This is a genomic window from Methylobacterium sp. GC_Met_3, assembly GCF_026540775.1.
Taxonomy (GTDB): Bacteria; Pseudomonadota; Alphaproteobacteria; order Rhizobiales; family Beijerinckiaceae; genus Methylobacterium.
Genome location: NZ_JALNUL010000001.1, coordinates 570,217 through 595,655 on the forward strand (window position 1 = coordinate 570,217; position 25,439 = coordinate 595,655).

Consider the following 25,439-nt stretch of genomic DNA (forward strand, 5'->3'; position numbering starts at 1 on the left):
GTAACCCGGCCGGCACGTGGGCTTCGCCACCCGCCCCGTGCATGATCCGGCCGTCAGGCGAGGGATCGAAGTGTACGCTCTCAACAAGAGGACCCTCTCGCACTTCGTGAGCGGGGAATGTCGTCGCCGCCTTCGCCTCGACCTCTATGCGAACGACGCCGCGCGCGCCCACGACAACGCCCCCGTGAAGGACGTGAAGCGTCCGGGCCTGGCGATGCTGGTCAAGCAAGGCGGCCGGTTCGAGCGGCGCGTCTTCGCCGACCTGGTCGACGCCTTCGGCCCAAGGGTCGTCAGGGGCGTCGACCTTCCGGTCACGCAACAGGACGAGCGCGCGTTCGGCAAGATCGCCCTCGAAGATCACCTCGACGGCATCCGTGGGCACGCCTTCGTCATCGAGGCGGAATACCGGCCCACCCCCTCGTTCCGACGGGCCCATCGCCTGGATGACCTCGTGGACGGCGGCGCGTTCCCGCGCCATCCCTCCGCCGCGGCCCGCCCCGGCCTGACACTCGGCGTCGTCCGGCCCGACATCCTCGAAGTTATTCCCCCGGATGCGACGGCCCCCCGTCGCCGTGACACGATCCAGGTCGACGGCTCGATCCTCGGGATACCCGAGACCGACACGCGTATCGGATTGCGCATCGTCGACGTGAAGCTCTCGGGTGAACCGAGCCCGTCCCATTTCGCCGAGCTCGCCTACTACGGAATGATCCTCGCCGGTTGGCTTGAGGATACCCGCAGGACCGACCGCTACGTCGTCCTGAAGGACGCGGCGATCTGGCCCGGGAATCACGAGGCCTCCGCCATCCGGAGCCTCGACACCCAGGACCGTCGGAGCGGGGCCAGGGAACGCGACTTCGACGCCTACGTCGCCGCCTTCGGCAAGGATCTCGAAATCCTGCCCGCCGAGGTCGTGCTCGGCCGGGTTCGGCGTTTCCTCGCCGTCGACCTGAGGGACGCCCTCCTAACCGGGGATTGGACCACGCTGCCGTGGCATGTCGACAGCGGTTGCATCGGCTGCGACTACCTCGGCTACGACTGGAAGAGGAACTCCGAGCCGGAGCCCGAGCTCGATGTCGAGGACGGGACGGCGGCCACGCCCGGCGCCCCGTCCCTATGCTGGCACGAAGCCCTCGCCAGCGAACACCTGAGCCGGATCACGGGCCTCACCCGCGGGGCATGCGGGAAGCTGCGGGAACGGCTCGTCGGGAACGTCTCGCAGCTCGCCGCCCTCGAACCCAACGACGGCGCCTTCGACCAGCACCAGAAGCTCCGTGCCGGGCGGACCCTCTTCCGGGCCCGCTCCGAGGTGCTCGCCACCGGTGGCGAGCCGCGCTTTCCCGATCGCTCCGGAACGTCCGCGGTGCTGCCTCGGTTCAGCCACGTCCGGGTCGCGCTGACCTGCGACTTCGACGTCGGCAGCGGCCTGACCTTCGCGATCGGGTATCGCCTCGTCTACCTGATCCCGAACCTCCGGAAAGGGGGCGCCCCGGGACGCGGCCGCTTCGGCTACGGGGTCGAGCGCGAGCAGCACAACGTCATGCTCGTCGAGAAGCAGTCGCCCGACGAGGAACGCGACGTCGTCATGGACCTGATGGGTCGCCTGGTCGGCGACCTGACGCGGGTCGCAGCGGATATCCAGGCCGCCTACCGGAGGCACGGCATCGGCGACGAGCAGGACACCAAGGCGACCGTCCAGATCTACCTCTGGGACAAGCTGACGTTCGACCACATCTGCCGCATCACCGGACGGCACCTGCTCGCGCTCGTCGCACCGACCGCCGGGGGCGTTCATGCGAGGACCGCGCCGTTCGCCTGGCTGTTCCCGGCCGAGCAGGTCATCGAGGACGCCAAGTTCACCTCGGTCAGGTCCCCGATCTCCATCGTCTCCGACGCGATCGGCACGCTCCTCGCCCTGGACGTGCCGCACTACTACTCGCTCCTCGGGGTCGCCAACGCCTACCACTCCGAAGGCCTCGCCGCGTTCAGGCGCGAGAAGGAGCTCGACGGCATCCCGTTCAAGCTCCACCCCATGCTCCACGACCCGCTCTCGGACCAGATGCCATCGGAACGGGGGCACGAGGTCTGGTTGAAGAAATCGCCGATCACGCGCGTGAACTTCCAGACCTTCCGCGATCGATACATCCGGCGCGCCGTCGAGACGCGGCTCGACGCCATCCTCGCGGTCGCCGAACGAATCACCACCGACCTCGCCGACATGCTCTCGGCCGATGCACCGGAGGTCGACAAGGTCTTCGCGCAGACCGATGCGATGGGAGCCATGCCGCGGGACTGCGAGATAATACTCCAGCATGCCCGCCTGATGCTCGCGGCCGATCGCCTGCGGGTCGACATGCTGATGGCCATTCCCCCGCATCAACGGGAAGCCCGCTTCGAAAGCGCGAGGATGTCGGGCTTCCTGAAGGATGACGCCCGCACGGATGCGCTCGCCCGCATCGATCGCCCCGGCCTCGCCGCCGATCCGGACGTGCTCGTCTTCGAGCTCGCGAACCGATCCAGGATGACCAAGATCAAGGAGGGGGACTTCACCTGGTCGATCATGCCCGAAAGCCACCTGGGACGGCAGTTCGTGAAGGTGGCCAAGCTCAAGCAGGACCATGTCGAATTGGAACGGCTGTGCCCCTTCGAGAAGCGTGACTACGTCCTGACCCTGCGCGACGCCTGCAAGGTCGACATCCTCGCCTTCGACCGGGCGCGCCGGGTCGTCGCGGTCAAGCCACAGGGTCCGCTCCTGCCCGCCATGATCGCCACCGGCATCATCGACTTCGACGGCATCGGTCCCGTCCCCGGTGACGGCTCGACCCCCGACGCGCATGCCTACGCCATCCTCGACCCGATGGTGATCGACTTCTTCGTCAAGCCGCGTCTGGAGCCGGTCCTCGTCACGATGAAGGTCCCGCCCATCTCCCAGGCGCGACCGCTGTTCCAGGACGAGGTCCTGACCCGCCTCAGGTTCAGGACGCGCCTGATCGTGCGATCGGACGTGCCGATGGCCGGTTTCCTCTGGAATGCGGACGTGATGGCGACGACCGCCTCGGACTGGTCGCCCGAGGCCGGCCTCGCGCTGCTCGACCGGCAGAAGGTCGGCCTGTCGCCACGGCAGCGGGATGCGGTCGAGCGCTCGGTCACGCGACGGCTCTGCCTGCTCTGGGGCCCCCCGGGGACCGGCAAGACCTACACGGCCATCGCGATCCTGCGCACCCTCTTCGCCGACGCGATCGCGAAACGCAAAAGGCTCCGGCTCGCCATCACCGGCCCGACATGGGTCGCGATCGATACCGTCGCGAAAGGAATCCCCGCCCTCCTGAGGGGCTTCGCCCCCGAGGATCGGCCGTATCTCGCCCGTCTCGCGTCACGCCAGCCCGGACCCGACGGCATCGCCCCCGAACTCGAACCCTTCCTGGTGCGTACCGACGACATGCTGGCCATGAACACGCTGCGGGATCGGCTCACGACCGACCCCGGCATCACCATCGTCGCCGCCACCGCCCATCAGCTCGGCCGGCTCGGTCCGACCCCGAAGCGGCCGATGGAGGGCTACATCGACTTCATGCTCGTCGACGAGGCCTCGCAGATGCCGGTGTCTCAGGCCATCGTCGCGTTCGCGATGCTCGACGAGGGCGCCAGCGTGACGGTCGTCGGCGACGACCTGCAGATGCCGCCCATCCATCCCATCGAGCCGCCGGCCGGGAAGGACCACCTGGTCGGATCGATCTATGGGTTTTACCGGCACTACCGACGCGACGAGCGGGGCCCGGAGCCCGAGGTGCCCCCGGCCATCGATCGGATCATGCTCGACCGGAGCCGGCGCTCGAACGCCGAGATCGTCGATTTCGTGCGCCTCGCCGGATACGGCCCAGACCTCGTCGCCGTCGATCCTGCCCTGCGCATCCACCTGGACACGCCCGTCCCGGCACGCCGACCCGCGGACTGGCCCGCCGCGCTGCCATGGCACGCCCACCTCGCCACGATCCTCGATCCCGCCGAACCCCTGGTCGCGGTGATCCACCCCGACGAGTTCTCCAGCCAGCGCAACGACGACGAGGCCGACCTCGTCGCCGGGCTCGTCCGCAGCCTCGTCGGCCGCCTCGCCGAACCGATTATGGAACTGACCTATCCCACCCGGGACCTGTTCAAGCTGGGCGTCGGCATCGTCACGCCCCACCGGGCCCAGCAGGCCGCCATCGTCGACCGGCTCTCCACCTTCGTCACCGGCGACCGCGAACGCGCCGCGATGCTGTCGTCCGTCGATACCGTCGAGCGCTTCCAGGGTCAGGAGCGCGACGTGATGATCGCCAGCTTCGGCCTCGGCGACCGCGACCAGATCGGCTCCGAGGAGGAGTTCCTGTACAGCCTGAACCGCTTCAACGTCATCGCGTCGCGAGCCAAGGCGAAGCTCGTCGTCATCATGTCACGCCGCCTCGTCGACCATCTCCCACGCGATCCCCAGATCCTTCGCGCCTCCCGGCTCCTGAAGCACTTCGCCGATGGATACTTGCCACGCGTCGTGCCAGCATCGATCCCTGGCCTGGGTGCGTGCGAGATCAAGCTGCGATGACGGGGAGACTGCCCAGGCGATCCCTGCTCGATGCGGGCATCCTTCCGGTCGGCGAGATCGCGCGGATGGCCACCCGCGAGAGCGTGCGGCCGCGCGACGCCTATCAGGCGCACAAGTGGTTCGCGCGCCGCCTCGCAGCGACCGCCCGGTCCCTGCTCGTCGCCGCCACGACACCGGCGGACGGCAATTTCTGGTCCGCCTACTACGGCGCTGCGGACTGCGCCGGCCTGCGGGTGCTCGACCCGTTCATGGGCGGTGGCGTGATGCTGCTGGAGGCCTCCCGCCTCGGGGCCGACGTCCATGGGGTCGACGTCGAGCCCGTCGCCGCCGCCGTCTCCGACTTCCAAGGTCGCCTCGCGAGCCTCCCCGACCTCGGACCTGCGCTCGACGTCCTCGTCGCCACCGTCGGGGCCGAACTCGCGCCCTACTATGCGACGCGTGACGCGGCCGGCGTCGAGGAGCGTCTGCTCCATGCCTTCTGGGTCCAGCGCGTCGATTGCGCGGCCTGCGGACACGGCTTCGACGCCCATCCGACCTTCCGTCTCGCCTGGAACGACACCGCCCGGCGGCAGTGGGTCGCCTGCCGCTCCTGCAGCGGCGTCCAGGAAACCTCGACCGCCCGCGCCACGATCTCCTGCGACTGCGGGACCCTCACCAAGGCGCGCAAGGGCCACCTCGATGCCGGGACCGCCTGCTGCCCCGCCTGCGGCCACCGGGAGCGCCTCATCGATCGCGCCGGCCGCACCGGGAACCCGCCCCGGTTCCGGCTCTTCGCGGTCGAGACGATCCCGGTCGGCCCCGAACTACGCTTCACCGGCCCGAAGAGGCGGATCCGGAACGCGACCGATGCCGACCGCGCGTCCTACGCCGCGGCCGAGGCGCGGATCGCCGCCGAGGTCGTCGCCGATCCCGGCTTCCTCGTCGCAGGGGAGATCCCCCGGGAGAACCGCTTCGACAATCGTCTCCTGCAATACGGGTACCGCCGCTACAACGAGCTCTACAACGCGCGGCAAGCCCTGCATCTCGGTCTGCTCGCCCGTGCCATCGATGGGATCGGCGGTCCGGTCGGCGAGGCCTTGCGCATCGCGTTCTCCGACCACCTCGGCACCAACAACAAGCTCTGCGCCTACGCAGGCGGCTGGCGGCGCCTCGCCCCCCTGTTCGCGATCCGGGCCTACCGGCACATCGCCCGCCCCGTCGAACTCAACCCGTGGCTGACGAGGAACGGGCGGGGTACCTTCCCCAACGCGGTCCGGGCCGTGACCCGCGCGGCGCGCAGCCTCTCCGCCTCGCTTGAGGCCCCCGTGACCACCGGCCCCTCCATCCCCGTGCCGGTCCGCGAACCGGGGGCATGGGACGTGCGCTGCGGGGACGCCCGTGACCTCGCCCACATCCCGGCCGCCTCGGTCGACCTCGTCCTCACCGACCCGCCTTATTTCAACTACATCGCCTATTCCGAACTCGGGCACTTCTACGTTCCTTGGCTCGCCCGCCTGGGATTGATCGACCCCTCGCATCTCGGAGGCTTCCCCGAGGGCCAGCTCGCCTCCAACAAGGGCAGCGCCGCAGCCGCCCTGGCCTTCACGGAAGCCCTCGCCATCCGCTTCCGGGAAATCGCCCGGGTATGCCGCCCCGGCGCCCGGATGGTGTTCACCTACCAGAACCTCGACGGCCGCGGCTGGGAGGCCCTCGCCGCCGCCCTGGCGCTCGCCGGGATCCGTCCCGTCCAGGCATGGCCGATGTTCGGCGACGGTGGCTCCGGCCTCCACAAGCACGCCAACTCCATCTCCTGGGATTGCGTGCTCCACTGCGAGATCGATCCCGAGCCTTACGTCAGGTCGCCTGTCGCCGAGGATGCCGGGGACGGTTTCCTGTCGGAATGGCGAGGCCGGCTCGCCGAGAACGGCCATTCGCTCACCCCGGGCGACGATGCCAACCTCCGCCATGCCGGGCGCGTGCTTGCCTCGTTCCGCGGCGCGGCGCCGGAGGCGCCCGAGGAAAGTCGCCCCCCTGTCGCGAGCAAGCCGTCGTCCCTCGTAACGGTCGTACCGTGATCGATGCCGAACGCGGGCCGCCCGCCATCGGCATCGGGACGCTCACGCATCGGCCCGGGTGCGGGTCCGGAACGGGAGCACCGCCGGATCCGACGCACGGACATCCGCTTCGAAATCGTTCCGCCCGTATCCCCTCGGATAGTACGAGAACGACTTGAGATCGAAATAGTCGTCCTCCGTCATGTACCGCCGCGAGAGATCGAGGCTGATGGTCTCCGCCGCGTCGGCATTGATCTCCCGGCTCGGGTGGACCTGGGTGATGCCGCAGATATCCGCCGCCTCCGGATCCACGGCGCTCGCCCCGTGGCCTGCGAGGTCGGCCAGCAACGACGCCGCCCGGCGGGGCGGACCGAAGACTACGACGGGACCGACCGAGACGCCCTTGATCGCGTGGGCATGCTCGTCGAGCCAAGCGCGCGTCTCGCCGATCGTCCGCGCGGTCTCACCGGCATAGATCAGGACGTTGGCCTTCACCCACACCCCGTTGGCGGCGCACGCCCTCAGGAGATCGGATGCCGATCGCAGGTAGCGGTCGACGTCATCCGACTTGTTCATGGCGAGCACCTGGGTGGGCGACGCCGTCTCCAGCCCGAGATCGATGACCCTCATGCCGGCCGCCGCGAGATGCGCCACCGTCTCGGGCTTCATCGCATCGACACGGGTCTCGCACCGCCATGGGATCCGTAACCCGCGACGCTCGGTCTCCTGACGGAGCCGCGATGCCCAGGACGTGCTCGGCATGAAGAAGGAGGACTGCAGGTACGGGTGGATCCCGCCCCCTCCATACTGCTCCAGGACCCGTTCCATATGGTCGGCCAGGAGGGACGGATCGCGGAGGGGCGACAGCCGGATGTCACGCTCCTCGCAGAAGGAGCAGCCCATGCCGCAGCCGCGAGAGGCCTCGATGCTCGGCTGGAAGCGGTCGAACCCGTCGACGAGCTCATGATCGAGCGGAAGGCCCGGAAGCTGGGTTCGACCCGCGACGCCGGTCCCTGGACCGACCCCGATCAGGCCGTGGACGGTGCCCTCCGCCAGACCGGTGACCACATGATCAATCTCGGGTACCTGTCGCCGGAGCCAATCCGGATCCGGGTCCGTGACCCAGCGACCGCCGGCGACGATCCTGCTTTCCGGAAAACGCGCCTTCAGCGACGAGCAGAAATCCTTGGCCCACCCAAGGGCATAGAAGCTTGGAAGCGACAGCATGACGGGATGCCTGGACGGAAGCAGGCCCGCCGCATGGAGTTGCTCCAGGAAGGCGGACGGCTCCGCATGTTCCCCATGCGAAAGTGTGGAGGCATGACCATCGGCATCCAGGATCGTCGCGAGCGTCAAGGCGCCGTAGTTGAGATACAGCTGCCGGCGCGAGAGTGGATGGTCCCGCTTCTTCGGACGCGACATGCCCGCCGACACGAAGAGAACCCGCTCGGATAGCGACATCACTTGCGCCCGTGCGCTGAATGTATGGAAGAGACGCAGGCACCGTGACCCAGGAGGGGAAAGCAAGCCAGCGATGGCTAAGTCGCGACGCCGTCCATCGTTCCTCCGAGAATGGGACGATCATCAATCGTCGACGCCTCATCTCCTCACATGCTCTCCCCGTCGCGTGATCTCGATTATCCCCGTTGTCCAAAGCAGTATGGAATATTTCAGAAAAACCGGTCGACGCCGTTGACCCGGATTCCTAGGGTTCTTTATTCGTTCCCGTCTCGACGTGGTCCTGGCATGTCCGGCAGCCCCGGCGGTCAGTCAGCCTTCGGATCCCATGGTCCGAACTGAATCGATAGAGGACGTGGAATCATGACCTGCCTGCACGCCCGGCTCCGAAAACTCGCGCCCCGGTCCCTGGACCGGACCGCGGCCCGAACCGGCATCGCCCGGTCGCGCCGCCTCGCGAGACATTTGCGGAAATCCATTCCCGGGGCCTGACGGCGCGCGTTCGCGGCCGGCTGCCCCGCAAGGAGGCAGTCATGGCCCAACGCGCCACCACACCCGATTACGTCGAATTCCCCGAGGATGAGCTCCTCGACGACGAATACTCCCGCGCCACCCTGCAGGGCCTGCAGACCCCGCAGCAGACGCTCGCGGAGGCGGCCATCGCCGCGGCCTTCAAGCCCGCCGGCATCCGCCGGATGCAACGCCCCGGCGCCGCCGTCATCGTCGAGATCCCGAGCCCGGGCTGGGCCGCGGACGTCGAGATGATCGTTCGGACGCTCGCGTCGTTCGGGACGAGTTTCAACAGGGTCGGCTTATCAAAGGTTAACGATCGTCCGATTGAGGGCAACGGCCGCGTTGCGGAACACCTCTCCCGTCGTGGGAGCGTGCTGGGGATCTCGACCTCGCCGGAGATGTATCTCCCGTCCGCGCTGGTCGCGGCCGCCGATGTCCGCGTGCGCATCGAGACGCCGTCGAACCGCATCGTCGCCCACGTCATCCGAAAGGCCACCGGCCGGCGTCCGAGGCGCCTGCCGCCCAACGCCGCGGCTGGTCTCGACTTCGGCGAGATCTGTTCCTGCATCCGGATCGGCTCGACGCCGGCCGAATGCGTCCGCAGGCTGGCCTCCGCCGTCCGCTCGAAGCTCGGCACCACCGATGAGCAAGGCGCTGTTCCGGCGCTGTCCGAGCTCCACGGATACGAGGGCGGCGCCATGGATTGGGCGCTGGACCTCGTCCGCGACCTGACCGCATGGCGCGCCGGGAAGCTGGATTGGTCGGCCATCTCGCGGACCGCCACGTTCACAGGCCCACCGGGGACCGGGAAGACGACCTTCATCAGGTCGATCGCCAAGAGCGCCGGTCTGCCGATCGTCGCGACGTCCGTCTCCTCATGGTTCACCGGCATGTCGAACGGCCACCTGGACGGCGTCCTGCGCGAATTCGAGCGGGTCATCGGCCTCGCCGCGGCGCAGGCGCCCGCGATCCTGTTCCTCGACGAGCTCGACGGCCTTCCGAACAGGTCGACGATGTCGAACCGGGGAAAGGATTGGTGGCTGCCGGTCATCAACGGCGTCCTGCTCGCCCTCGATTCGACGACATCGGGACCGACATCCAAGCTCATCGTCATCGGTGCGACCAATCACGGGTCGCAGCTCGATCCCGCCCTCGTCAGGCCGGGCCGGCTCTACCCGGTCATCGAGATCCGGCCGCCTTCGATCGAGGCGCTGGCCGGCATCATCCGGCAGCACCTCGGTCCGGACGACCTTCCCGGCGTCGACGTCTCCGGCGTGGCGCGCCTTGGCGGGGGCGCCACGGGAGCCGAAGCGACGGCCTGGGTCCGCGACGCCCGCCGGGTGGCGCGCGATGCCGGCCGGCCCATGATCCTGGCCGACCTCGTGGGACGGGTCGCGCCGCCCGACAACCGCACGGAGGAGGAACTAATTCTCTGTGCGAGGCATGAGGCGGCGCATGCCACGGCCTGCCACGTCCTGGGCGTCGGCGTGGTGAAGGAAGTGACCATCCTCCTGAAGGCCGGCAGCGCCGGCAACATGAGCTCCAGCATCGCCAGGCGTGAGATCATGACCCGGGCCGACATCGAGAACCTGGTGATCGTGTCGCTCGCCGGTCGGGCGCAGGACGCCCTCGCGGGCGCTGCGAACACCGGTGCCGGAGGAAGCGCCCAAAGCGACCTCGCAGCCGCCACGGCGTACATCCTGCTGGCGCACACCTCGTTCGGCCTTGGTGGGACGCTGACCTACATCGCGAGCCGCGAGGAGGCCTGGGACCAGCTGCGGCGGGATCCCGGGCTTCGCGAACGCGTGGAAACCGATCTCACGGAAATCTATGCGCAGGGGGTCTCGTTCGTAGGCGCCCACCAGCCCGCCATCCAGGCCATCTCGCAGCGGCTGCTCGTCGATCGCATCGTGTCGGGCGACGAGGTGCGCCGTCTCATCGCCGAGAACGCGCCGCTGGTCGTGCACGCCATCGTACCGGGAGGCATCGATGCACGCTGATCCGGACCACCAGCTCGGGGATGTCGTGAGGCGCTTGAGCCAGCTTCGGTACGCCCTCGGCGAGACTGCCTACACCAGGGCCATCCACGAGGTCCTGGGCACCATCGGCGGAGTCGCCATGCACGAGGCGGAACGACGGGCGCGGTCCAGACTGGACCGCGCCGGGGAACGGCCTCGCCACGGGAAGGTGGTTCCGTTCCCGACGCGACGACCGCACGAGCCCCCGGGACGGTAGCGTCTGAGGCCCGCCCCGTTTCCCGCCCACCCACATGCGGGAAACGGGTTTTCCACAGGCCTTTGCCACGGCCCGGACCCGTCCAGGGTTTCGTAAACACCCTGTCAGGGGGTGCGGTGGCATCCTTGCGTTCTCGACCAAGCGACCGACCACCGGCCATGTGACGGCCCGAACCGCAGGAGGCAGGCATGCGCGACATCACCTTCGACGCCCCCCTTTCCGGCGGTTTCTCCTTGTTGGCGACGGTACCCTTCCGGAAATGACCAGGGACGCCCGCGGGCGTCCCACCCTTCCGATCGTCCGAAGGCGCGCCCGGCCACGGGGCGCAGTGCCATGCCAAATCCGAGGAGGTCCGACATGTTCGCTCGCAATTCAGTCCTCAGCGACCTCTGCCACGGTCGCCCGACCCTGTTCTCGACGCCTGCGGTCGTCGCCCCCAAAGGGTGACAGGCTAGCCCTGGCCAAAGGGGGACACGGGGTCATCCGCCAAGGCGGTACCCGATCTCGTCGGCATCGAATACTCCGGGACCGCTCCCTCCCGGATCCCACGCTCCCGCAAGAACGGACCTTCCGTCGGGGACGTGATCGATCCGATCAGGCGGAAGGTCCGCGGGTTCGACAGCGAGTCCGAGCGCACCGTCATCACGGTGCTGTCCTCGTTCTCCACCGTCCGGGCCATCCATGAGCAGGTGAAGCGGGAGTACACGCGCGATGGCGTGAGGTACGTCCATTTCATCGATCTCGTGGTCGAGCACCGTTGCGGCCATCGCAAGGCCTACGCGATCAAGGCGACGAGGAAAGACGCACTCGACGACGACATCCCGGCCAAGCTGCGGCTCCTGAGCGACCAGGACAGCAGGGGGTTCGCCGACGACTACCGGATGGCGACCTTCGAAGGGCTCTGCCCGGCCACGGTGCACAACGCCAGCCTGATCGCGCGTTGCGGCCGCGAGCAGGACCACGAGGCCTGGGAGGCCGTGCGCGCCATCCTCACCGAAGTCCCGGCGGCGGCGACGGCGGCCGAGATCGGGAACGCCTCGGGTCTCGGCGTCAGGGGAATGAGGGCGGCCTTCGCCCTCATTCCCGCTGGGGACCTGCGGAACCCGCCCGGGATCCGGCTCAACATGGACACGCCCTTAACCAATCGGGCGGGCCGCGAAACCACTAACCAAGCCGCTTAATCCACCCTGCACAAGCTCCCGGGAAGATGTCCTCGACGGACGTCCTCCCGGGGCGCGGAAATTATGGAAACGGGACATGCCCACCACTCGAAATTACCTTACGCTCAACGACAGCGTCAGACGTAACGGCGTTTCTTACCGCCCCGCGGAACGTCTCTACAATGCCTGGGTGCTCAAGCCCGTCATCGACGGCGAGATGGTCGAGGACGACGCTTGGTACCTCACGGACGAGAACCAGAAGGAACAGCGCGAGAAGAAGCTCATCGTCGTCCAGGAAGACTTCTTTTCGAAGGCCGCCAGGATGCTGTCGGCGCGCAACGACGACTCCGACCTCACCGGTCTGGACGACGAGAAGATGCGCACCATCGCCTGGAAGCTCGAATGGTGCACGCGGTTCAACCGGGCTCGCGCCGGCCTGGACGGGTACGACGATAGGCCGGTCCGCACGCCGGAAGGGTTCAAGGCCTTCATAGAGAGTGAGAAGGACAGGATCCACCGTTGGTACCTCGACACGTTCCGGATGACCCGCCCGCCCGGGCGGAAGATCGCCGGCGAGAAGGAGCGGAAGTTCTTCGACTACCCGAACCCGACCGCCCTTCGCGACTGGCTCGTCGCCTACGAGAGGGCCGAGCATAAGCAGAAGGCCTTCATCCCGAAGTACGGGAACTGCGGCAACCGGCAGCAGATCGACGGTCGCGTGCTGGAAATTATCCAGAGAAATGTCGGTGAATACTGTAGCCGGAGCGGACCCGCCAAGGACGATATCTACATGACTATCGACGGTGAGGTTCGACGCCTGAACCAATATCTGCCCAAGGAGTGCGAGCTGACCGTAACGGAGCGATCCATCCGTCGGCGGATCGACAAGCTGCCGATGATGCAGGTCGATGCCGGACGCCTCGGCCTGGAAAGGGCGGGGCGCAAGTACACGTCCGTGGGGAAGGGCATCGAGACCTACGACGGTCTGGAGCGTCTGGAGCGCATGGGCCGCGTCGAGATGGACGACTGGGAGATGGACCTGTTCGCCATCCTCGACGAGGCGGATGTCCGCAAGAGCCTGGACCCCAATGTCCGCAAGGCCGCCAAGAAGGTCGACCGGACCGTCCGCTGCACCATCACGGCCGGCATCGACGTCGTCACCCGTTGCATCGTCGCCCTGAACGTGACGCCGCATAAGCCCTCGACCATGGGCTCACGGCTCGCCCTCGACAGCATCTTCGTCGACAAGTCGTCTTGGGCCCGGCTCGCCGGGTGCAAGACGGAATGGCCCATGCGGGCGAAGCCGCGCGAGATCGCCACCGACGGCGGTCCCGCCTTCGCCGGCGACTTCCGTGACGCCATCGGGCGCCTCGGCATCACCGCCCGTTATCCCGGCGGCAACCCGACCTCGCGCGGGCACATCGAATCGTTCTTCCGGACCTTCAAGAGGTTCTGCCGCATGTTCACGGGGCAGGCCTTCGCGAACGTCGTCAGGCGGGGCGACTACGCGTCGGAGGAGATGGCCAGCATCTTCGTCCATGAGCTCGAACTGCTGATCGTCAGGTACATCGTCGACGAATACCACCAGAGGGAACATGCCGGACTGAGCGGGATGCGCCCGATCACGGCCTGGACGAGGTCGACGAACGAGCTTGAGGACGCGCCCGACGACATCCAGAGGCATGCGGCCTTCGGCATCCGTCGCACGAACCTCCGCATCCAGAAGACGGGCATCACGTTCATGCACGTCCAGTACAAGCACCCGAGGATGGCCATCCTGCACGGCCATGCGTCCCATCGCGACCTGACCGGCGTGATCAACCCCAACGACCTCGGCACCATCCTGGTGCTGGTGCCGGAGGAGGCGAGGATCGGGCTCGGCGGCAAGGGCGACTACATGGAGTTCAAGGCGGAGGACTTCCGCGGCGTCCCCCTGGCCAGGCTTGAGCACTTCAACGACGTGCTGCTCGAATTCGAGAAGGCCGAGAAGGAAGACGGTCGAAGCATCCGGCACGAGGCACGCCGGTTCATCAAGGATGCCGCCGAGACCGCGCGTGACCGGGCGGGCGTGCCGTCGGACACGATGACGAGCGAGCAATACCTCGACTTCCTCGATCGCATGGAACGTTCGAGCGTCCGCGCCACCCAACCACGGCCGAAGCCCGAGGGCGCGCCGATGTCGGACATGGACGAGCCCGACACCCTCGGTGAGTCCATCGCACGACCGCAGGGGGCTTCCCGCCTCGGCAAGCCGGGGGTGGTGCCGACCCGGCGCTCCATCAATCGATACCGAGACGAGGAACGCTCATGACCGGTCACGCTTCAACCCAGGGCGCCGACACCATGACCGAGGACGACGCCTATTTTCGGTCCGTCCTCGGCGGGATGCCCGACGACAGCCAGCGCGTCATCGAGGGACTGGAGAGCGTCAGGTCGGTCTATGTCGACTGCGCGCGGGACAAGGCGCTGCTCAACGGCTTCAATCGCTTCCTGGAGCGCGTTCTCGCCCGGCGGGCGGAAAAGCGCGACGAGGCGGAGGTCTTCTTCCTCGCCGGCGCCAGTGGCGCCGGTAAGTCCGCCGCGATCGGACGGATGCTGCAGAATCATGCCGCACTCCGACCCGAACAGACATCGTACGGCCACGTCCACCGTTACGTCTCGATCAAGCTGAAGGGATACACCCACCCGCGCCTCGTCGGTCGACAGATCATCAGGGAAGCCGGCTATGGGATGGGGCATAAGATGGGCCGCGGCGAGGTCTGGGACGAGATGGCCGGCCACCTGCGCTCCCAGCGCGTGTTCCTCGTCCATATCGACGAGGCACAGCACCTCCTCAAGAGGAACGCCTCGCATCAGGAGCGCGAGGATCTCGCAAACGCCATCAAGGCCGTATCCATCGACACGCATTGGCCCGTCGGCTTCGTGCTGTCCGGATTGCCGGATGTCCTGAAGATCGCGGGCGGGGACGAGCAGATCGAACGACGGGGAAACTTCGTCACGTTCGAGGATGTCCAGATTTCCGATGAGCGAGACCTCGTCGTCGACATCATCGCTAAGATGGCGAAGCCTGTCGGCGTCGCCACCGGTCACCTCGACGAGACCGATCTCCCGGAACGGCTCGCGCGTGCCGCAAGCTTTCGCTACGGCCGGGTCTGCCAGATCGTGGAAGGCGCACTCCAGGAAGCGCTTCACTGGAACAGGAAGAAGCTGACCGTCGGGCATTTCTCCGCCGCCTACGAACGAAGGTCGCACGCCTCCGGCCAGGAGATGAGGAATCCCTTCGACTACGAGTTCTGGCAACAGCTGAAGCCCGGCTCCTTCCCGTTCGCCGCCCGCGAGCCGGTGCGGACGACATGACGACGGCCACCGGCCGGTCGACGGCGCCGGACCTTTACCTGCGCCTCGGCCATCCGTTGCAGCGGCGGGAGCCGGCCTTGGGCCATGCCTCCCGCCTGGCCGCGCTCAACGGCGTCGACCTCAGGACCCTCGCACGCGACATGAACCTCGACGTGGTGGGCCTCGCGCGCGGCGACGGAATCATGGTCGGAAGGCTGAGCGGGTTACGCCGCCTCGGACCCGAGGAGGTGGCCTCGCTCGCGAGGTCCACGCCGACCTACGAGGGGAAGAACCTGACCCCGCACGTGAACGGCGAGGTCCTTCCCCGCCGTTCGATCCTCACGACCTTCTTCAGGGTCTGTCCGCATTGCGTCGCCGAGGACATGGATGCGTTCGAGGGGCCGGGGGTGGCCCGCGCCTGGCTGAGGCTGGAATGGATCATCGACGCCGTCCGTGCCTGCGACCGGCACGGGACCCTGCTGCATGACGTCAGGCCACCCGTTCAAACGCGCGGCGGCTTCGATTTCTCCGCAACGCTGTCATCGGAGGTGCTGCCGGTCCTGGATCGGTTGCGCCGGGAGGCCGCCGCGAGCCCGGACGTCGCATACCAACGCTGGATCATGGCGCGGTTGGATGGCGTGCGCGATCCGGCGAACTGGCTGGATGACGTGCCGATGGACGCCGCGATGGATTTCTGCGAGGCCCTCGGGGTCTCGGCGCTGCACCCCGTCACGACACGGCCGATGCATCTCGACGCGATCGCGTTCGGCGTCGCTTCCGAGGCGGGCTTTCGCATCGCCTCGCATGGCGAGCTGTCCCTCCATGCGACGCTGGACCGCCTGGTGAAGGACGCCGACCGCAAGGTCCGGGGCTCCGTCGGCTTCCTGAAGACCTACGGCCACGTATACCGGCTGCTGCAGGAAGACGGCCGCAGGGACCTGGAGAAGTTCCGACGCGTGGTCCGGTCGCATGCCTTCGCGAACCTGGCGATAAGCCCGGCAAGCACCTTCCTGGGAGGAAAGCTCGAAGTCAGGCGCTTCCACACCTTGCGAAGCGCCGCGCAGACGGCCGGCCGCACGGATCGAGGCCTGCGACGCCTCTTCGAACATCGCGCGGGAGCGGCCGGTTCGGAGTCTGAAGGCCGCTTCGTCGTGACGGCCGACGTGATGGACGAGGTCGTCTCCGGGCTCGAAGGCTATCTCAACACCAAGGAGGTCGCGGGTGCGACGGGGTTCGACATCCGGCTGATCGACGCCCTGGTCGAGGCCGGACACTTGAGGGCGCTGCCGATCGAGTTGCGGCTGGCCGGGGACTACAACCGGTTCCTCCGATCCGACGTCCAGGCGTTCGTCGATCGCCTATTCCGGGACGCGGTGCCGACGCGCCTCGGCCCTGGGCGCCAGATGCCGGTCGCCAGAGCCCGCAGGCTCGCCCGATGCCGCGCCAGCGCGATCCTAGGCTACATCCTGGCCGGACAACTCCGATGGGTCGGACGCGACGGCGCGGACGCTCGCTACGAGAACCTGCTCGTCGACGTGGACGAGGTCATCGCGCTGAACAGATCCCTTGCAGCGAGACAGGGACTGCTCCGCGACGAGGCAAAGGACTACCTGTACGCCAGTAGCCGAGCCGTGATCGGGAAGCTCGTCGAGGCGGTTTTGCTCGTGGAGACGGAGGAGTTCTGCGCGAGAAGCACAAGGACCGTGCGGATCATTCCGAGGAACACCATCGAGTCGTTCGTATCGGAGCACGTTTTCATCCGGGAGATCCTGTTGAGGAACCGGATCACGGTAAGTGCGGCTCAATGCCGTCTCTCGGACGCAGGTGTAGCGCCGTTGGACCGACCGCGCGGCATCGGTCTGTACAGACGCGCCGAGGTGGTGGCCTGCGGCTTGCTCAAGGCCGGTGATCCGGACAGGCGATCGTGGCCGACCCACCCCATTCCCTTCAGTGAAGGCCGAGGGCCGGATACGCATCCGACGCCATCCGGTGTGAGCCAGGATCGAACGTGACTTGGCTGATCCCGACGGCCATCGCGATGCAGCAGAACTTGCAGGCATCGTAGCGGCTCTGGAAGGACGCCGCATCCCAGGCCTCGCGCGTCACCGGCCCGCCGCCCGTGATCTCCACGCGGATGTCGTCGAGGTCGGACAGGACGTCGGCCGGATCCGTGCCGAGCGCCTTCGCCCGCTCGACGTAATCCGAGAGCAGCTTCGGGTGGACCGGCACCTCGTGGTCGTCGAAGCGGAACCAGCGCATGACCGTCGCGGTGTCCGGCGCCTGCACGGCGTCGCGCTGCGCGCAGACCGACATCATCCCGACGACGCTCTCGATGGCTTCGGCACGCGTCGTGACCGGTGCCGGCGTGCCGATCATGGCGGGGACACCGTCCGGCAGGCCCTTGAACTCCAGGTCGGCATGCCAGCCGTCGCCTTCCTGGTAGACGTGCACTCCGGAGGCCTTCGAGAGCTGCCAGTACGCCTCGGCCGAGGCCGTCGCATTGCTGGACGCCTCGACCTTCACGCCCGAGACGTCGATGAGCCGTCCCTTCAGCAGCCTCAGGAGAGAGGCGGCCTTCATCCGGTTCTGCGGGTTGCGATGCCTGTAGCCCATGACGAAACCTCGAACCGCCACCCAACCCCTGTCGGTTAGCCCGAGCGAGTGTCGACCCGCGCCATGAAAGCTTCAAACGCGCCAGGCACTTGAACCCTAGGTTTTGCATGCTCGCCAGGTCGAATCGGAACATTGGTGCGAGGAGAAGAAAACTTTGGTGTTGGCTCGGACCCGTGCCCTGGGGCAAGAAATTGGATCATTGGTTCCGCTATCATCGGCCAGATCGGACCACAGGTCGTGGTCGGTCATGAAGCCCGGAAGCAGCAGAAGTTTCATCGCAGGATCGTCATCCCGTCGCCCGCTGGGCTCGCGCCCGATCCTATCGCCCGTGAATTCCGCATCACGATCTGGGGGGCTTCCAAGGTCTTGGATTGGAGTCGGGTCTTGCCGAGGTCTTGGCAAGCGGAGGCGCCGCCTCATATGCTGCCCCGCGCCGCCGTTCCATCGCGGCTCCCTTCCCCGGCTTGAGACTTTGACGCATGAAGCTCGCGATGCTGGCCTGCCTCGCCGCCCTGTGCCTTGTCGGGCCGATCGCGCATGCCGCCCCGGGCGAGGCGTCCAAGCCGGCCGCCGGCACGAAGCTTGTCGAGACCGCGACGCCGCATTCGGCCACGATGCCGCATCCGGCCACGGCGCCGGCCGAGGCGGCGCCCGCGCAGGCGCGGCCGGGCACGAGTGCCCGGGTCGAGCGCCGCCGCCGCTCCTACGCGGCCTGCAACCGCGCCTCGCATCAGCGCGGGCTGCGCGGGGGCAAGCGCCGCCGCTTCTTGATCCGCTGCCGGCTCGGCTACGAGCGCACCCGCGGTCAAGCCGGTCCATCTGCCGGTCAGTCCGCAGGGCCGGCCGGCGGGCAGCCGGGTCAGCCCGCCGGGCAGCCGGTGCAGCCGGGCCGGAAGCCATGACCCGGCCCGGCGCCCACCCCGTCCGATCGGCCGGCCTGCCACGGGCTCGATGCCCGCGATGAGGCTCGTGGTCTTCGATGTCGATGGAACGCTCGTCGACAGCCAGCACCTCATCGTCGCGGCGCAGGGTCTCGCCTTCGCGGAGATCGGCCTGCCCGCTCCCGGACGACGGGAGGCCCTGTCGGTGGTGGGCCTTTCGTTGCCGCAGGCGTTCCGCCGCCTCGTCGGCGACGATGGGCCGATCGCCGAACTCTCGGAGAGCTACAAGCTGGCCTACAACCGGCTCCGGCTCGATCCCGCCTACGAGGAGCCGTTGTTCCCCGGCATGGCCGACCTCCTGGCCCGGCTGCACGCCCGCGACGACGTCCTGATCGGCCTGGCCACCGGCAAGTCCCGGCGCGGCGTCGACCGGCTGGTGGCGCATCACGGCTGGGGGGACTGGTTCGTCACCACGCAGAGCGCGGACGACGCACCGTCGAAGCCCGATCCGACCATGCTCCACCAGGCCATGGATGAGGCCGGCTGCGGGCCGGAGGCCACCGTGATGGTCGGCGACACCACCTTCGACATCGCCATGGGCGTCGCCGCCGGGGCCGAATCCGTGGGCGTGGCCTGGGGTTACCACCCGCCCGAGGCGCTCTACGGAGCGGGGGCCGCCATCGTGGTGCCGAGCGCCGGCGCGCTGGAGGCCCGCCTGTTCGACGCTGCGGCGACGCGTCCCTGACCCCGGGAGGCTCGCGCACCGGCCCGGGAAGGCCTATCTCGCCCCCATGAGCGACGAGACGACAGACTGGCTCGGCCAGCCGCATGACGACGGGGCACCCGATCCGGTGCGGGCCGCCCGCGGCCACGCCAAGCCCGCCCTGCCCCGCCGGTTCTACACGGAAGCCGGCTTCTCGGAGGGTCCGGACGGATTCCGGCTGACCCTGGATGGTCGTCCGGCCAACACGCCGGCCCGCAACCCGCTGCGCCTGCCCACCCGCGCGCTGGCCGAGCGGGTGGCGGCCGAGTGGGCGGCGCAGGAGACGCAGATCGATCCGGCCCGGATGCCCCTGACCCGGCTCGCCAACACCGCCATCGACGGTGTGGCCCCCCGGCTGGCGGCGGTTGCGGCCGACCTGTCCGCCTATGCCGGCACCGATCTCGTCGCCTACCGGGCCGGGGACCCGGAGCGGCTGGTGGCGGCGCAGGCCACGGCCTGGGATCCGATCCTCGCCTGGGCGCGGGAGACGTTCGGCGCCCGGGTGATTTTGAGCGAGGGCGTGATGCACGTCACCCAGCCGGACGACACCGTGCGCGCACTCTCCGCCGCGGTGCAGGCGGTGACAGACCCGTTCTGCCTCGCGGGCCTGCACACGTTGACGACCCTGACCGGTTCCCTGATGATCGCCCTGGCGGTGCTCAAGGGCCGTCTGACGCCGGCCGAGGCTTGGGCGGCCGCCCATGTCGACGAGACCTATCAGGCGGCGGTCTGGGGCCGCGATACCGAGGCGGAGGCGCGTCTCGAAGCGCGCCGCGCCGAATTCGAGGCCGCCGCCGAACTGGTGGCGCTTCAGCGCTAGAGCGCTCTCCGCCGAAATGGACACGCTCGATCGCGCCGATGCAAACGCGCAACAACCGGAAACTTGCGGGGCCACCGCCGTTCTGTCGGCTGACACCGTGCGGAGACTGATTTAAGGTCCGGGTTCGTCGAATTCGGGTCGACCATGTTCATCGCCGGGCCCCTGCACTGTGTTTTTGAGCGCGAGATTGCTGCGCTCATGGCCCGTATGCAGTCGTGCGATACGCGCCGCGACCGCTATGCCGTCTTCGATGCCCTGGTGGACCTCGAAGATCGCGCGCGCGGCGGAGGGGCTTCGCCCCTGACCTTGCGGAAGATTGCGGAAGTCCGCTTCCTCGTTGGGATCCTGCGCGAGGCGGTGCGCCCCGTTCCCGTCGCGTCCCTGCGGACGGTGCTGTGGATCCGCGGGCTCGGAAACAACCTGAGACGCAGCGGCGCGGCGCCGGACCAGCCTCACGCCGCCGCGGAGAGCGCCGCCTGAAGTTCCGCCTCCAGGGCGGCCGGCTTCGTGCCGGGGGCGTAGCGGGCCACGACACGGCCATCGCGCCCTACGAGGAATTTCGTGAAGTTCCACTTCACCGCCCGCGTGCCGAGCAGCCCGGGTTTGGCGCTGGTGAGATACGCGAAGAGGGGGTCGGCCTCCGATCCGTTCACCGCGACCTTCGCGAGCACGGGGAAACTCACGTCGTAGCGCAGGCTGCAGAAGCTCGCGATCTCGGCAGCGTCGCCGGGCTCCTGGGCGCCGAACTGATTGCAGGGGAAGCCCAGGACCGTCAGGCCGGCGTCGCGATGCCGGCGCCATAGCGCTTCGAGGCCCTCGTATTGCGGGGTGAACCCGCAGCGCGAGGCCGTATTCACGATGAGCAACACTTGGCCGCGGTGCTGCGCGAGCGGATAGGGCGACCCGTCGGCGGCGGTGACGCTGAAATCATGAACTGTCGTCATGCCCGATCAGTCGGACAAACCGGGCCGTGCCGCAAGGTCGGCGGGCCGGCCCCGTCGCCGCGGGCCTGGGACCCCAACGTCGCGGCCGGGCGAAGACTTAAATTTAATGTGGATTATAGTCATGGGCCGTGGCTTTGTGTAGAAATCGGATAATCGCAGCAACGAGTACCGGCGCGGCTGCGGGTGAGGGCTGACTGTACCCCCTGCCTCGACTTGACCAGGGTATGTCGATGCCGCGCTTTCACTTTCATGTCCATGATGGCTGCTCGGTGCTGGATCGGGAGGGGACCGAACTGCCGGACCCGCAAGCGGCCCGGCTCGAGGCCATCCGGATCGCAGGCGACATCCTCAAGCACGACGCACACCGAATCGCCCTCGGCGAGGATTGGCGCATCGAGGTCACCGACCATACGGGCTTGATCCTGTTCCAGATGACCTTCCTGGTCGTCGAATCGCCCGTGATGCGCCGGGCTGCCGCCCTGGAACGCTGAGCGACGAGCGACGGCGTTCGCCGGGGGACAGGAATTGCCGCTCAGGCCGGCACCTTCTCCACGTCGAAGCTCGGCCCCTGCGGCGTCATCCGCTCCCGCGAGACGATGCGCTCCTGCGCCGAGACCACCCCGAGGCTCACGTCGCGGTCCGGCAGGACGACCGTGGTGGTCTTGTTCACGTGTACCAGCACGTGCCGGTGCAGCGGCACCGAGGCCGCGGCCCAGCGCTTGAGCTGCCCGTAATAGGGCTCGCGCCGCCACGCGTTCGCCTGCCCGGGATCGACCTGCACGTTCATGTTGCGCGTGAGCGGATCCAGGGCGAGCACCATCTTGGCGCGATCGGGCTTCCATTCCGGCCCGAGCCAGGTCTCGGTCATCCACAGGCAGTGGAAGGCCCGGCAATGATCGGGGCGGGTGGCGTGGATGGCGCAGCCCTGCCCGGCCCGGGTGTGGCGGCACCATTGGCCCGCCACGCTCTCGACCGCCGGTACGTCGTAGACCTTGCAACAGAGCGTGCAGGCGCCGCAGGCGCGGCCGGGGGCGGGCTGGGCGACGAAGGCTTCGGGACTGAGCATTGGGTATACAGCGCGTCCGGCATGCATCCGACAACGGCCGGAGGCGGGTCCGCCGGGCTACCTGCCGGTGCATCGGGTCGGTAGTGTGGCGGATCCCCTCGGCACGAGGATCAGCCGCCGATGCTCTCGAATCTCGCGACCCGCGACGTCGAAACCCTGCTCCACCCCTACACCAACCTGTCGACGCATCGGCACACCGGTCCACTGGTGCTGGAGCGCGGCGAGGGCGTCCATGTCTACGACACGGAGGGGCGCGCCTATATCGAGGGCATGTCGGGCCTGTGGTGCACGGCGCTCGGCTACTCGAACGCCGAACTCGTCGAAGCGGCTCAGGTGCAGATGGCGCGGCTGCCGTTCACCCACCTGTTCTCGGGCCGCAGCCACGATCCGGGGATCGAGCTCGCCGAGACGCTCAAGGAACTGATGCCGATCCCGACCTCGAAGATCTTTTTTACGTCCTCCGGATCGGAGGCCAATGACACCCAAGTCAAGCTGACGTGGTACTACAACAACGCGCTCGGCCGGCCGAACAAGAAAAAAATCATCGCGCGGCAGAAGGGCTATCACGGTGTCACGGTGGCGAGCGCCTCGATGACCGGCCTGACCGCCAACCACGCCGATTGGGACCTGCCGCTGCCGGGCTTCCTGCACGTCGCGTGCGCGCACCATTACCGGGGCGCTGAAGCAGGTGAGAGCGAGGAGGCCTACTCGGCCCGGCTCGCCGCCGAGCTGGAGGAAACGATCCTGCGCGAGGGTCCCGAGACGGTGGCGGCCTTCATCGCCGAGCCGGTGATGGGCGCGGGCGGCGCGATCGTGCCGCCGCGCGGTTACTTCGCGGCGATCCAGGCCGTGCTGGCGAAATACGACGTGCGTCTCATCGCCGACGAGGTGATCTGCGGCTTCGGCCGGTGCGGCACATGGTTCGGCAGCGAGGCGCTCGGCGTCCGGCCGGACTCGATCTCCTTCGCCAAGGCGCTCACTTCGGCCTACATGCCGCTCGGCGGCGTCAGCATTGACGAGCCGCTCTATCAGGCCATGATCAGCCAGAGCGAGAAGCTCGGCACCTTCGGCCACGGCACCACCTATTCCGGTCACCCGGTGGCCGCCGCGGTGGCGCTGAAGGCGATCGAGATCTACCGGCGCGACAAGATCATCGAGGGCGCGGCCGAGAAGGCGCCGCACTTCCAGCGCCGGCTCTCGGCGCTCGCCGACCACGCCATCGTGGGTGAGGCCAACGGCATCGGTCTGATCGGTGGGTTGGAGATCGTCGCCGACAAGGCGAGCAAGCGGCAATACGATCCGAAGAAGGGGGTCGCGGCCCGCTGCGTGGCCTTCGCGCAGGGCGAGGGGCTGATCGTGCGCGCGCTCGCCGGCGACCGCGTCGCCGTCTGCCCGCCGCTGATCATCACACCGGACGAGATCGACGCCCTGTTCGACCGCCTCGGACGGGCGCTCGACCGCACCCGCGACTGGATCCGCGCCGAGGGGCTGGAGGCGATGCCGGGGTGAGGTCCGGTTCGGGGCCAACCCTTTCCCGGACGCCCGGAACGAACGTGGAAGGTGATCCTGAAACCAGCGCAAGGTCTCCGCGAAGCGCCGATCCGGATCGACCGGTGACTCCAGCGCGAAATCCCGGGCGTATGCCGATCACGCCGCATGCGCCCGGTAAGAGGCGCGCGTCGTGGGAGCGGGTGCCGGTCCCGCACTGCGCGCTCACACCGCGCCGCGCGGCCCCTCGATCTGCCCGGTCACCTGCACCCCCGTCGCCGTCAACGGCGTGATCCGCAGCGTCGTGATCCGGTTCTTGGCCTTCCGGATCACCTGGAAGCGGAAGCCGTGGAAGTTGAAGGCGTTGCCCTGGTCGGGGATGGTCCGGGCCTCGTGGATCACGAGGCCGGCGATGGTGGTGGCCTCCTCGTCGGGCAGGTTCCAGTCCATGGCCCGGTTGAGGTCGCGAATCGGCACGCCGCCATCGACGTTGACCGAGCCGTCCCCCTGCGGGCGTACCCCGGAGACGGTCACGTCGTGCTCGTCGGCGATCTCGCCGACGATCTCCTCCAGGATATCCTCCAGGGTCACCAGACCCATCACCTCGCCGTACTCGTCGACCACCAGGGCGAAGTGGGTCTTCTTGGTCAGGAACGCCTTGAGCTGGGCGCGCAGCGAGGTCGTGCCCGGCACGAACCACGTCTCCAGCGCCAGCGCCTCGACCTTCAGGCCGGACGCGTCACCCCCCGCGGCGTCGAGCGCCCGCAGCAGATCCTTGGCGTGGAGCACGCCGATGATGTTCTCGGGCGTCCCCCGCCACAGAGGCATGCGCGTGTAGGGCGAGGACAGGACCGCGCGCACGATGTCTTCGGAGGCTTGGTCGGCGTCGATCGCCCGCATCTTGGTGCGGTGGACCATCACGTCGGACACGTTCAGCTCCGACAGGTCGAGCAGACCACCGAGCATGTCGCGCTCGGCCTTGGCGACCCCACCCTCCCGGTGCATCAGCGCCACCTGTCCGCGCAGCTCCTCGGAGGCGGTGAGGATCGACTGGTGCTCGCCGATGGTCACGCCGAACGGCTTCAGCATCAGCCGCACCAGCTGCTCGATGGCGATCGCCAGCGGCCCCATCACGGCCACCGCGAAGGCGACCGGCCGGGCCGTGGCCAGGGCGGTCTGGTCCGGCTTGGAGATGGCGAGCGTCTTCGGCAGCACCTCGGCGAACACGATGACCAGCACCGACATGCCGACTGTGGCGTAGATCACGCCGCTCTTGCCGAATAAGGCGGTCAGCACGCTGGTGGTGAACGCCGAGGCGCCGATCGCCACGATGTTGTAGCCGATCAGCATGGCGCCGATGAAGCGCTCGCGGATCGCCAGAATGCGGTTGACGATCGCCGCCCGCGGATCGCCCGCCTGCTCCAGCGTATGCATCCGCGCCCGGGAGGCGGCGGTGAAGGCAGTCTCAGCGCCCGCGAAGAAGGCGGAGAGCAGAAGCGAGATCACCACGATGCTCGCGGCGAACCACAGGTCGATTTCGGTGTCCATCG

The 25,439-nt window shown here is 68.2% G+C and carries 18 protein-coding genes; 13 read left to right on the plus strand and 5 right to left on the minus strand.

Going from position 1 to position 25,439, the window contains the following annotated elements; all coding sequences use genetic code 11:
- Positions 1-106 precede the first annotated feature (106 nt).
- Together OXS27_RS32635 and OXS27_RS02800 are read left to right on the plus strand one after the other, a co-directional pair.
- Positions 107-4,579 (plus strand): AAA domain-containing protein, encoded by a 4,473-nt coding sequence (locus OXS27_RS32635; protein ID WP_267354136.1) that lies wholly within the window; start codon positions 107-109, stop codon positions 4,577-4,579.
- A complete protein-coding gene (locus tag OXS27_RS02800; RefSeq protein WP_267354138.1) occupies positions 4,576-6,633 on the plus strand; it encodes a hypothetical protein in 2,058 nt (685 codons plus the stop codon). Before OXS27_RS32635 ends, OXS27_RS02800 begins: the two co-directional genes overlap by 4 nt.
- A 42-nt stretch (positions 6,634-6,675) precedes the next feature.
- Here OXS27_RS02800 and OXS27_RS02805 read toward each other — a convergent pair whose 3' ends face one another.
- Positions 6,676-8,073, minus strand: coding sequence for a radical SAM protein (locus OXS27_RS02805; RefSeq protein ID WP_267354140.1), 1,398 nt, complete (start codon positions 8,071-8,073; stop codon positions 6,676-6,678).
- Between the two features lie 530 nt (positions 8,074-8,603).
- Between OXS27_RS02805 and OXS27_RS02810 the strand changes: the two genes are divergently transcribed.
- From OXS27_RS02810 to OXS27_RS02830, 5 genes are all read left to right on the plus strand, one after another.
- A complete protein-coding gene (locus tag OXS27_RS02810; protein ID WP_267354142.1) occupies positions 8,604-10,583 on the plus strand; it encodes an AAA family ATPase in 1,980 nt (659 codons plus the stop codon).
- Between the two features lie 816 nt (positions 10,584-11,399).
- Positions 11,400-11,999: a hypothetical protein gene (locus OXS27_RS02815; protein WP_267354144.1), complete on the plus strand. Its 600-nt coding sequence runs from the start codon at positions 11,400-11,402 to the stop codon at positions 11,997-11,999.
- 76 nt (positions 12,000-12,075) lie between these two features.
- On the plus strand, positions 12,076-14,289 hold the full coding sequence (locus tag OXS27_RS02820) for a hypothetical protein (protein WP_267354146.1): 2,214 nt from the start codon (positions 12,076-12,078) through the stop codon (positions 14,287-14,289).
- Complete coding sequence (locus OXS27_RS02825; RefSeq protein ID WP_267354148.1) at positions 14,286-15,335, plus strand: ATP-binding protein; 1,050 nt, start codon at positions 14,286-14,288, stop codon at positions 15,333-15,335. The genes OXS27_RS02820 and OXS27_RS02825 overlap by 4 nt, the downstream gene beginning before the upstream one ends.
- On the plus strand, positions 15,332-17,326 hold the full coding sequence (locus OXS27_RS02830) for a TniQ family protein (RefSeq protein ID WP_267354150.1): 1,995 nt from the start codon (positions 15,332-15,334) through the stop codon (positions 17,324-17,326). The genes OXS27_RS02825 and OXS27_RS02830 overlap by 4 nt, the downstream gene beginning before the upstream one ends.
- Here OXS27_RS02830 and OXS27_RS02835 read toward each other — a convergent pair.
- Positions 17,262-17,927, minus strand: coding sequence for a hypothetical protein (locus OXS27_RS02835; RefSeq protein WP_267354152.1), 666 nt, complete (start codon positions 17,925-17,927; stop codon positions 17,262-17,264). The two genes, OXS27_RS02830 and OXS27_RS02835, sit on opposite strands and share 65 nt — an antisense overlap.
- Before the next feature lie 479 nt (positions 17,928-18,406).
- On the opposite strand from OXS27_RS02835, the gene OXS27_RS02840 reads away from it, so the two are divergent.
- From OXS27_RS02840 to OXS27_RS02855, 4 genes are all read left to right on the plus strand, one after another.
- On the plus strand, positions 18,407-18,829 hold the full coding sequence (locus OXS27_RS02840) for a hypothetical protein (RefSeq protein WP_267354154.1): 423 nt from the start codon (positions 18,407-18,409) through the stop codon (positions 18,827-18,829).
- A 58-nt stretch (positions 18,830-18,887) separates the two neighbouring features.
- Positions 18,888-19,553: an HAD-IA family hydrolase gene (locus tag OXS27_RS02845; protein WP_267354156.1), complete on the plus strand. Its 666-nt coding sequence runs from the start codon at positions 18,888-18,890 to the stop codon at positions 19,551-19,553.
- 46 nt (positions 19,554-19,599) lie between these two features.
- On the plus strand, positions 19,600-20,391 hold the full coding sequence (locus OXS27_RS02850) for an ATP12 family protein (protein ID WP_267354158.1): 792 nt from the start codon (positions 19,600-19,602) through the stop codon (positions 20,389-20,391).
- Between the two features lie 144 nt (positions 20,392-20,535).
- Positions 20,536-20,871 (plus strand): hypothetical protein, encoded by a 336-nt coding sequence (locus OXS27_RS02855; protein ID WP_267354160.1) that lies wholly within the window; start codon positions 20,536-20,538, stop codon positions 20,869-20,871.
- Here OXS27_RS02855 and OXS27_RS02860 read toward each other — a convergent pair.
- Positions 20,844-21,335, minus strand: a complete 492-nt coding sequence (locus OXS27_RS02860; RefSeq protein ID WP_243916674.1) for a glutathione peroxidase — start codon at positions 21,333-21,335, stop codon at positions 20,844-20,846. The genes OXS27_RS02855 and OXS27_RS02860 overlap by 28 nt on opposite strands.
- 230 nt (positions 21,336-21,565) lie before the next feature.
- Between OXS27_RS02860 and OXS27_RS02865 the strand changes: the two genes are divergently transcribed.
- Positions 21,566-21,826 carry a hypothetical protein gene (locus tag OXS27_RS02865; RefSeq protein WP_267354163.1) on the plus strand — a complete coding sequence of 87 codons (261 nt, stop codon included), beginning with the start codon at positions 21,566-21,568 and terminating at the stop codon, positions 21,824-21,826.
- Positions 21,827-21,867: 41 nt separating this feature from the next.
- On the opposite strand, the gene OXS27_RS02870 is transcribed toward OXS27_RS02865, so the two are convergent.
- Entirely contained in the window at positions 21,868-22,401 is a 534-nt protein-coding gene (locus OXS27_RS02870) for a hypothetical protein (RefSeq protein ID WP_243916672.1), read from the minus strand.
- A 120-nt stretch (positions 22,402-22,521) separates the two neighbouring features.
- Between OXS27_RS02870 and OXS27_RS02875 the strand changes: the two genes are divergently transcribed.
- A complete protein-coding gene (locus OXS27_RS02875) occupies positions 22,522-23,910 on the plus strand; it encodes an aminotransferase (RefSeq protein ID WP_267354165.1) in 1,389 nt (462 codons plus the stop codon).
- Positions 23,911-24,114: 204 nt separating this feature from the next.
- Here OXS27_RS02875 and OXS27_RS02880 read toward each other — a convergent pair whose 3' ends face one another.
- On the minus strand, positions 24,115-25,437 hold the full coding sequence (locus tag OXS27_RS02880) for an HlyC/CorC family transporter (RefSeq protein ID WP_243916670.1): 1,323 nt from the start codon (positions 25,435-25,437) through the stop codon (positions 24,115-24,117).
- Between the last annotated feature and the right edge of the window lie 2 nt (positions 25,438-25,439).

Bases quoted from the DNA above. Each gene is read 5' to 3' on its own strand.
- OXS27_RS02800 (WP_267354138.1), top strand. From the start codon at position 4,576: ATGACGGGGAGACTGCCCAGGCGATCCCTGCTCGATGCGGGCATCCTT.
- OXS27_RS02805 (WP_267354140.1), bottom strand. From the start codon at position 8,073: ATGTCGCTATCCGAGCGGGTTCTCTTCGTGTCGGCGGGCATGTCGCGT.
- OXS27_RS02810 (WP_267354142.1), top strand. From the start codon at position 8,604: ATGGCCCAACGCGCCACCACACCCGATTACGTCGAATTCCCCGAGGAT.
- OXS27_RS02820 (WP_267354146.1), top strand. From the start codon at position 12,076: ATGCCCACCACTCGAAATTACCTTACGCTCAACGACAGCGTCAGACGT.
- OXS27_RS02825 (WP_267354148.1), top strand. From the start codon at position 14,286: ATGACCGGTCACGCTTCAACCCAGGGCGCCGACACCATGACCGAGGAC.
- OXS27_RS02830 (WP_267354150.1), top strand. From the start codon at position 15,332: ATGACGACGGCCACCGGCCGGTCGACGGCGCCGGACCTTTACCTGCGC.
- OXS27_RS02835 (WP_267354152.1), bottom strand. From the start codon at position 17,927: ATGGGCTACAGGCATCGCAACCCGCAGAACCGGATGAAGGCCGCCTCT.
- OXS27_RS02840 (WP_267354154.1), top strand. From the start codon at position 18,407: ATGAAGCTCGCGATGCTGGCCTGCCTCGCCGCCCTGTGCCTTGTCGGG.
- OXS27_RS02845 (WP_267354156.1), top strand. From the start codon at position 18,888: ATGAGGCTCGTGGTCTTCGATGTCGATGGAACGCTCGTCGACAGCCAG.
- OXS27_RS02850 (WP_267354158.1), top strand. From the start codon at position 19,600: ATGAGCGACGAGACGACAGACTGGCTCGGCCAGCCGCATGACGACGGG.
- OXS27_RS02855 (WP_267354160.1), top strand. From the start codon at position 20,536: ATGTTCATCGCCGGGCCCCTGCACTGTGTTTTTGAGCGCGAGATTGCT.
- OXS27_RS02860 (WP_243916674.1), bottom strand. From the start codon at position 21,335: ATGACGACAGTTCATGATTTCAGCGTCACCGCCGCCGACGGGTCGCCC.
- OXS27_RS02865 (WP_267354163.1), top strand. From the start codon at position 21,566: ATGCCGCGCTTTCACTTTCATGTCCATGATGGCTGCTCGGTGCTGGAT.
- OXS27_RS02870 (WP_243916672.1), bottom strand. From the start codon at position 22,401: ATGCTCAGTCCCGAAGCCTTCGTCGCCCAGCCCGCCCCCGGCCGCGCC.
- OXS27_RS02875 (WP_267354165.1), top strand. From the start codon at position 22,522: ATGCTCTCGAATCTCGCGACCCGCGACGTCGAAACCCTGCTCCACCCC.
- OXS27_RS02880 (WP_243916670.1), bottom strand. From the start codon at position 25,437: ATGGACACCGAAATCGACCTGTGGTTCGCCGCGAGCATCGTGGTGATC.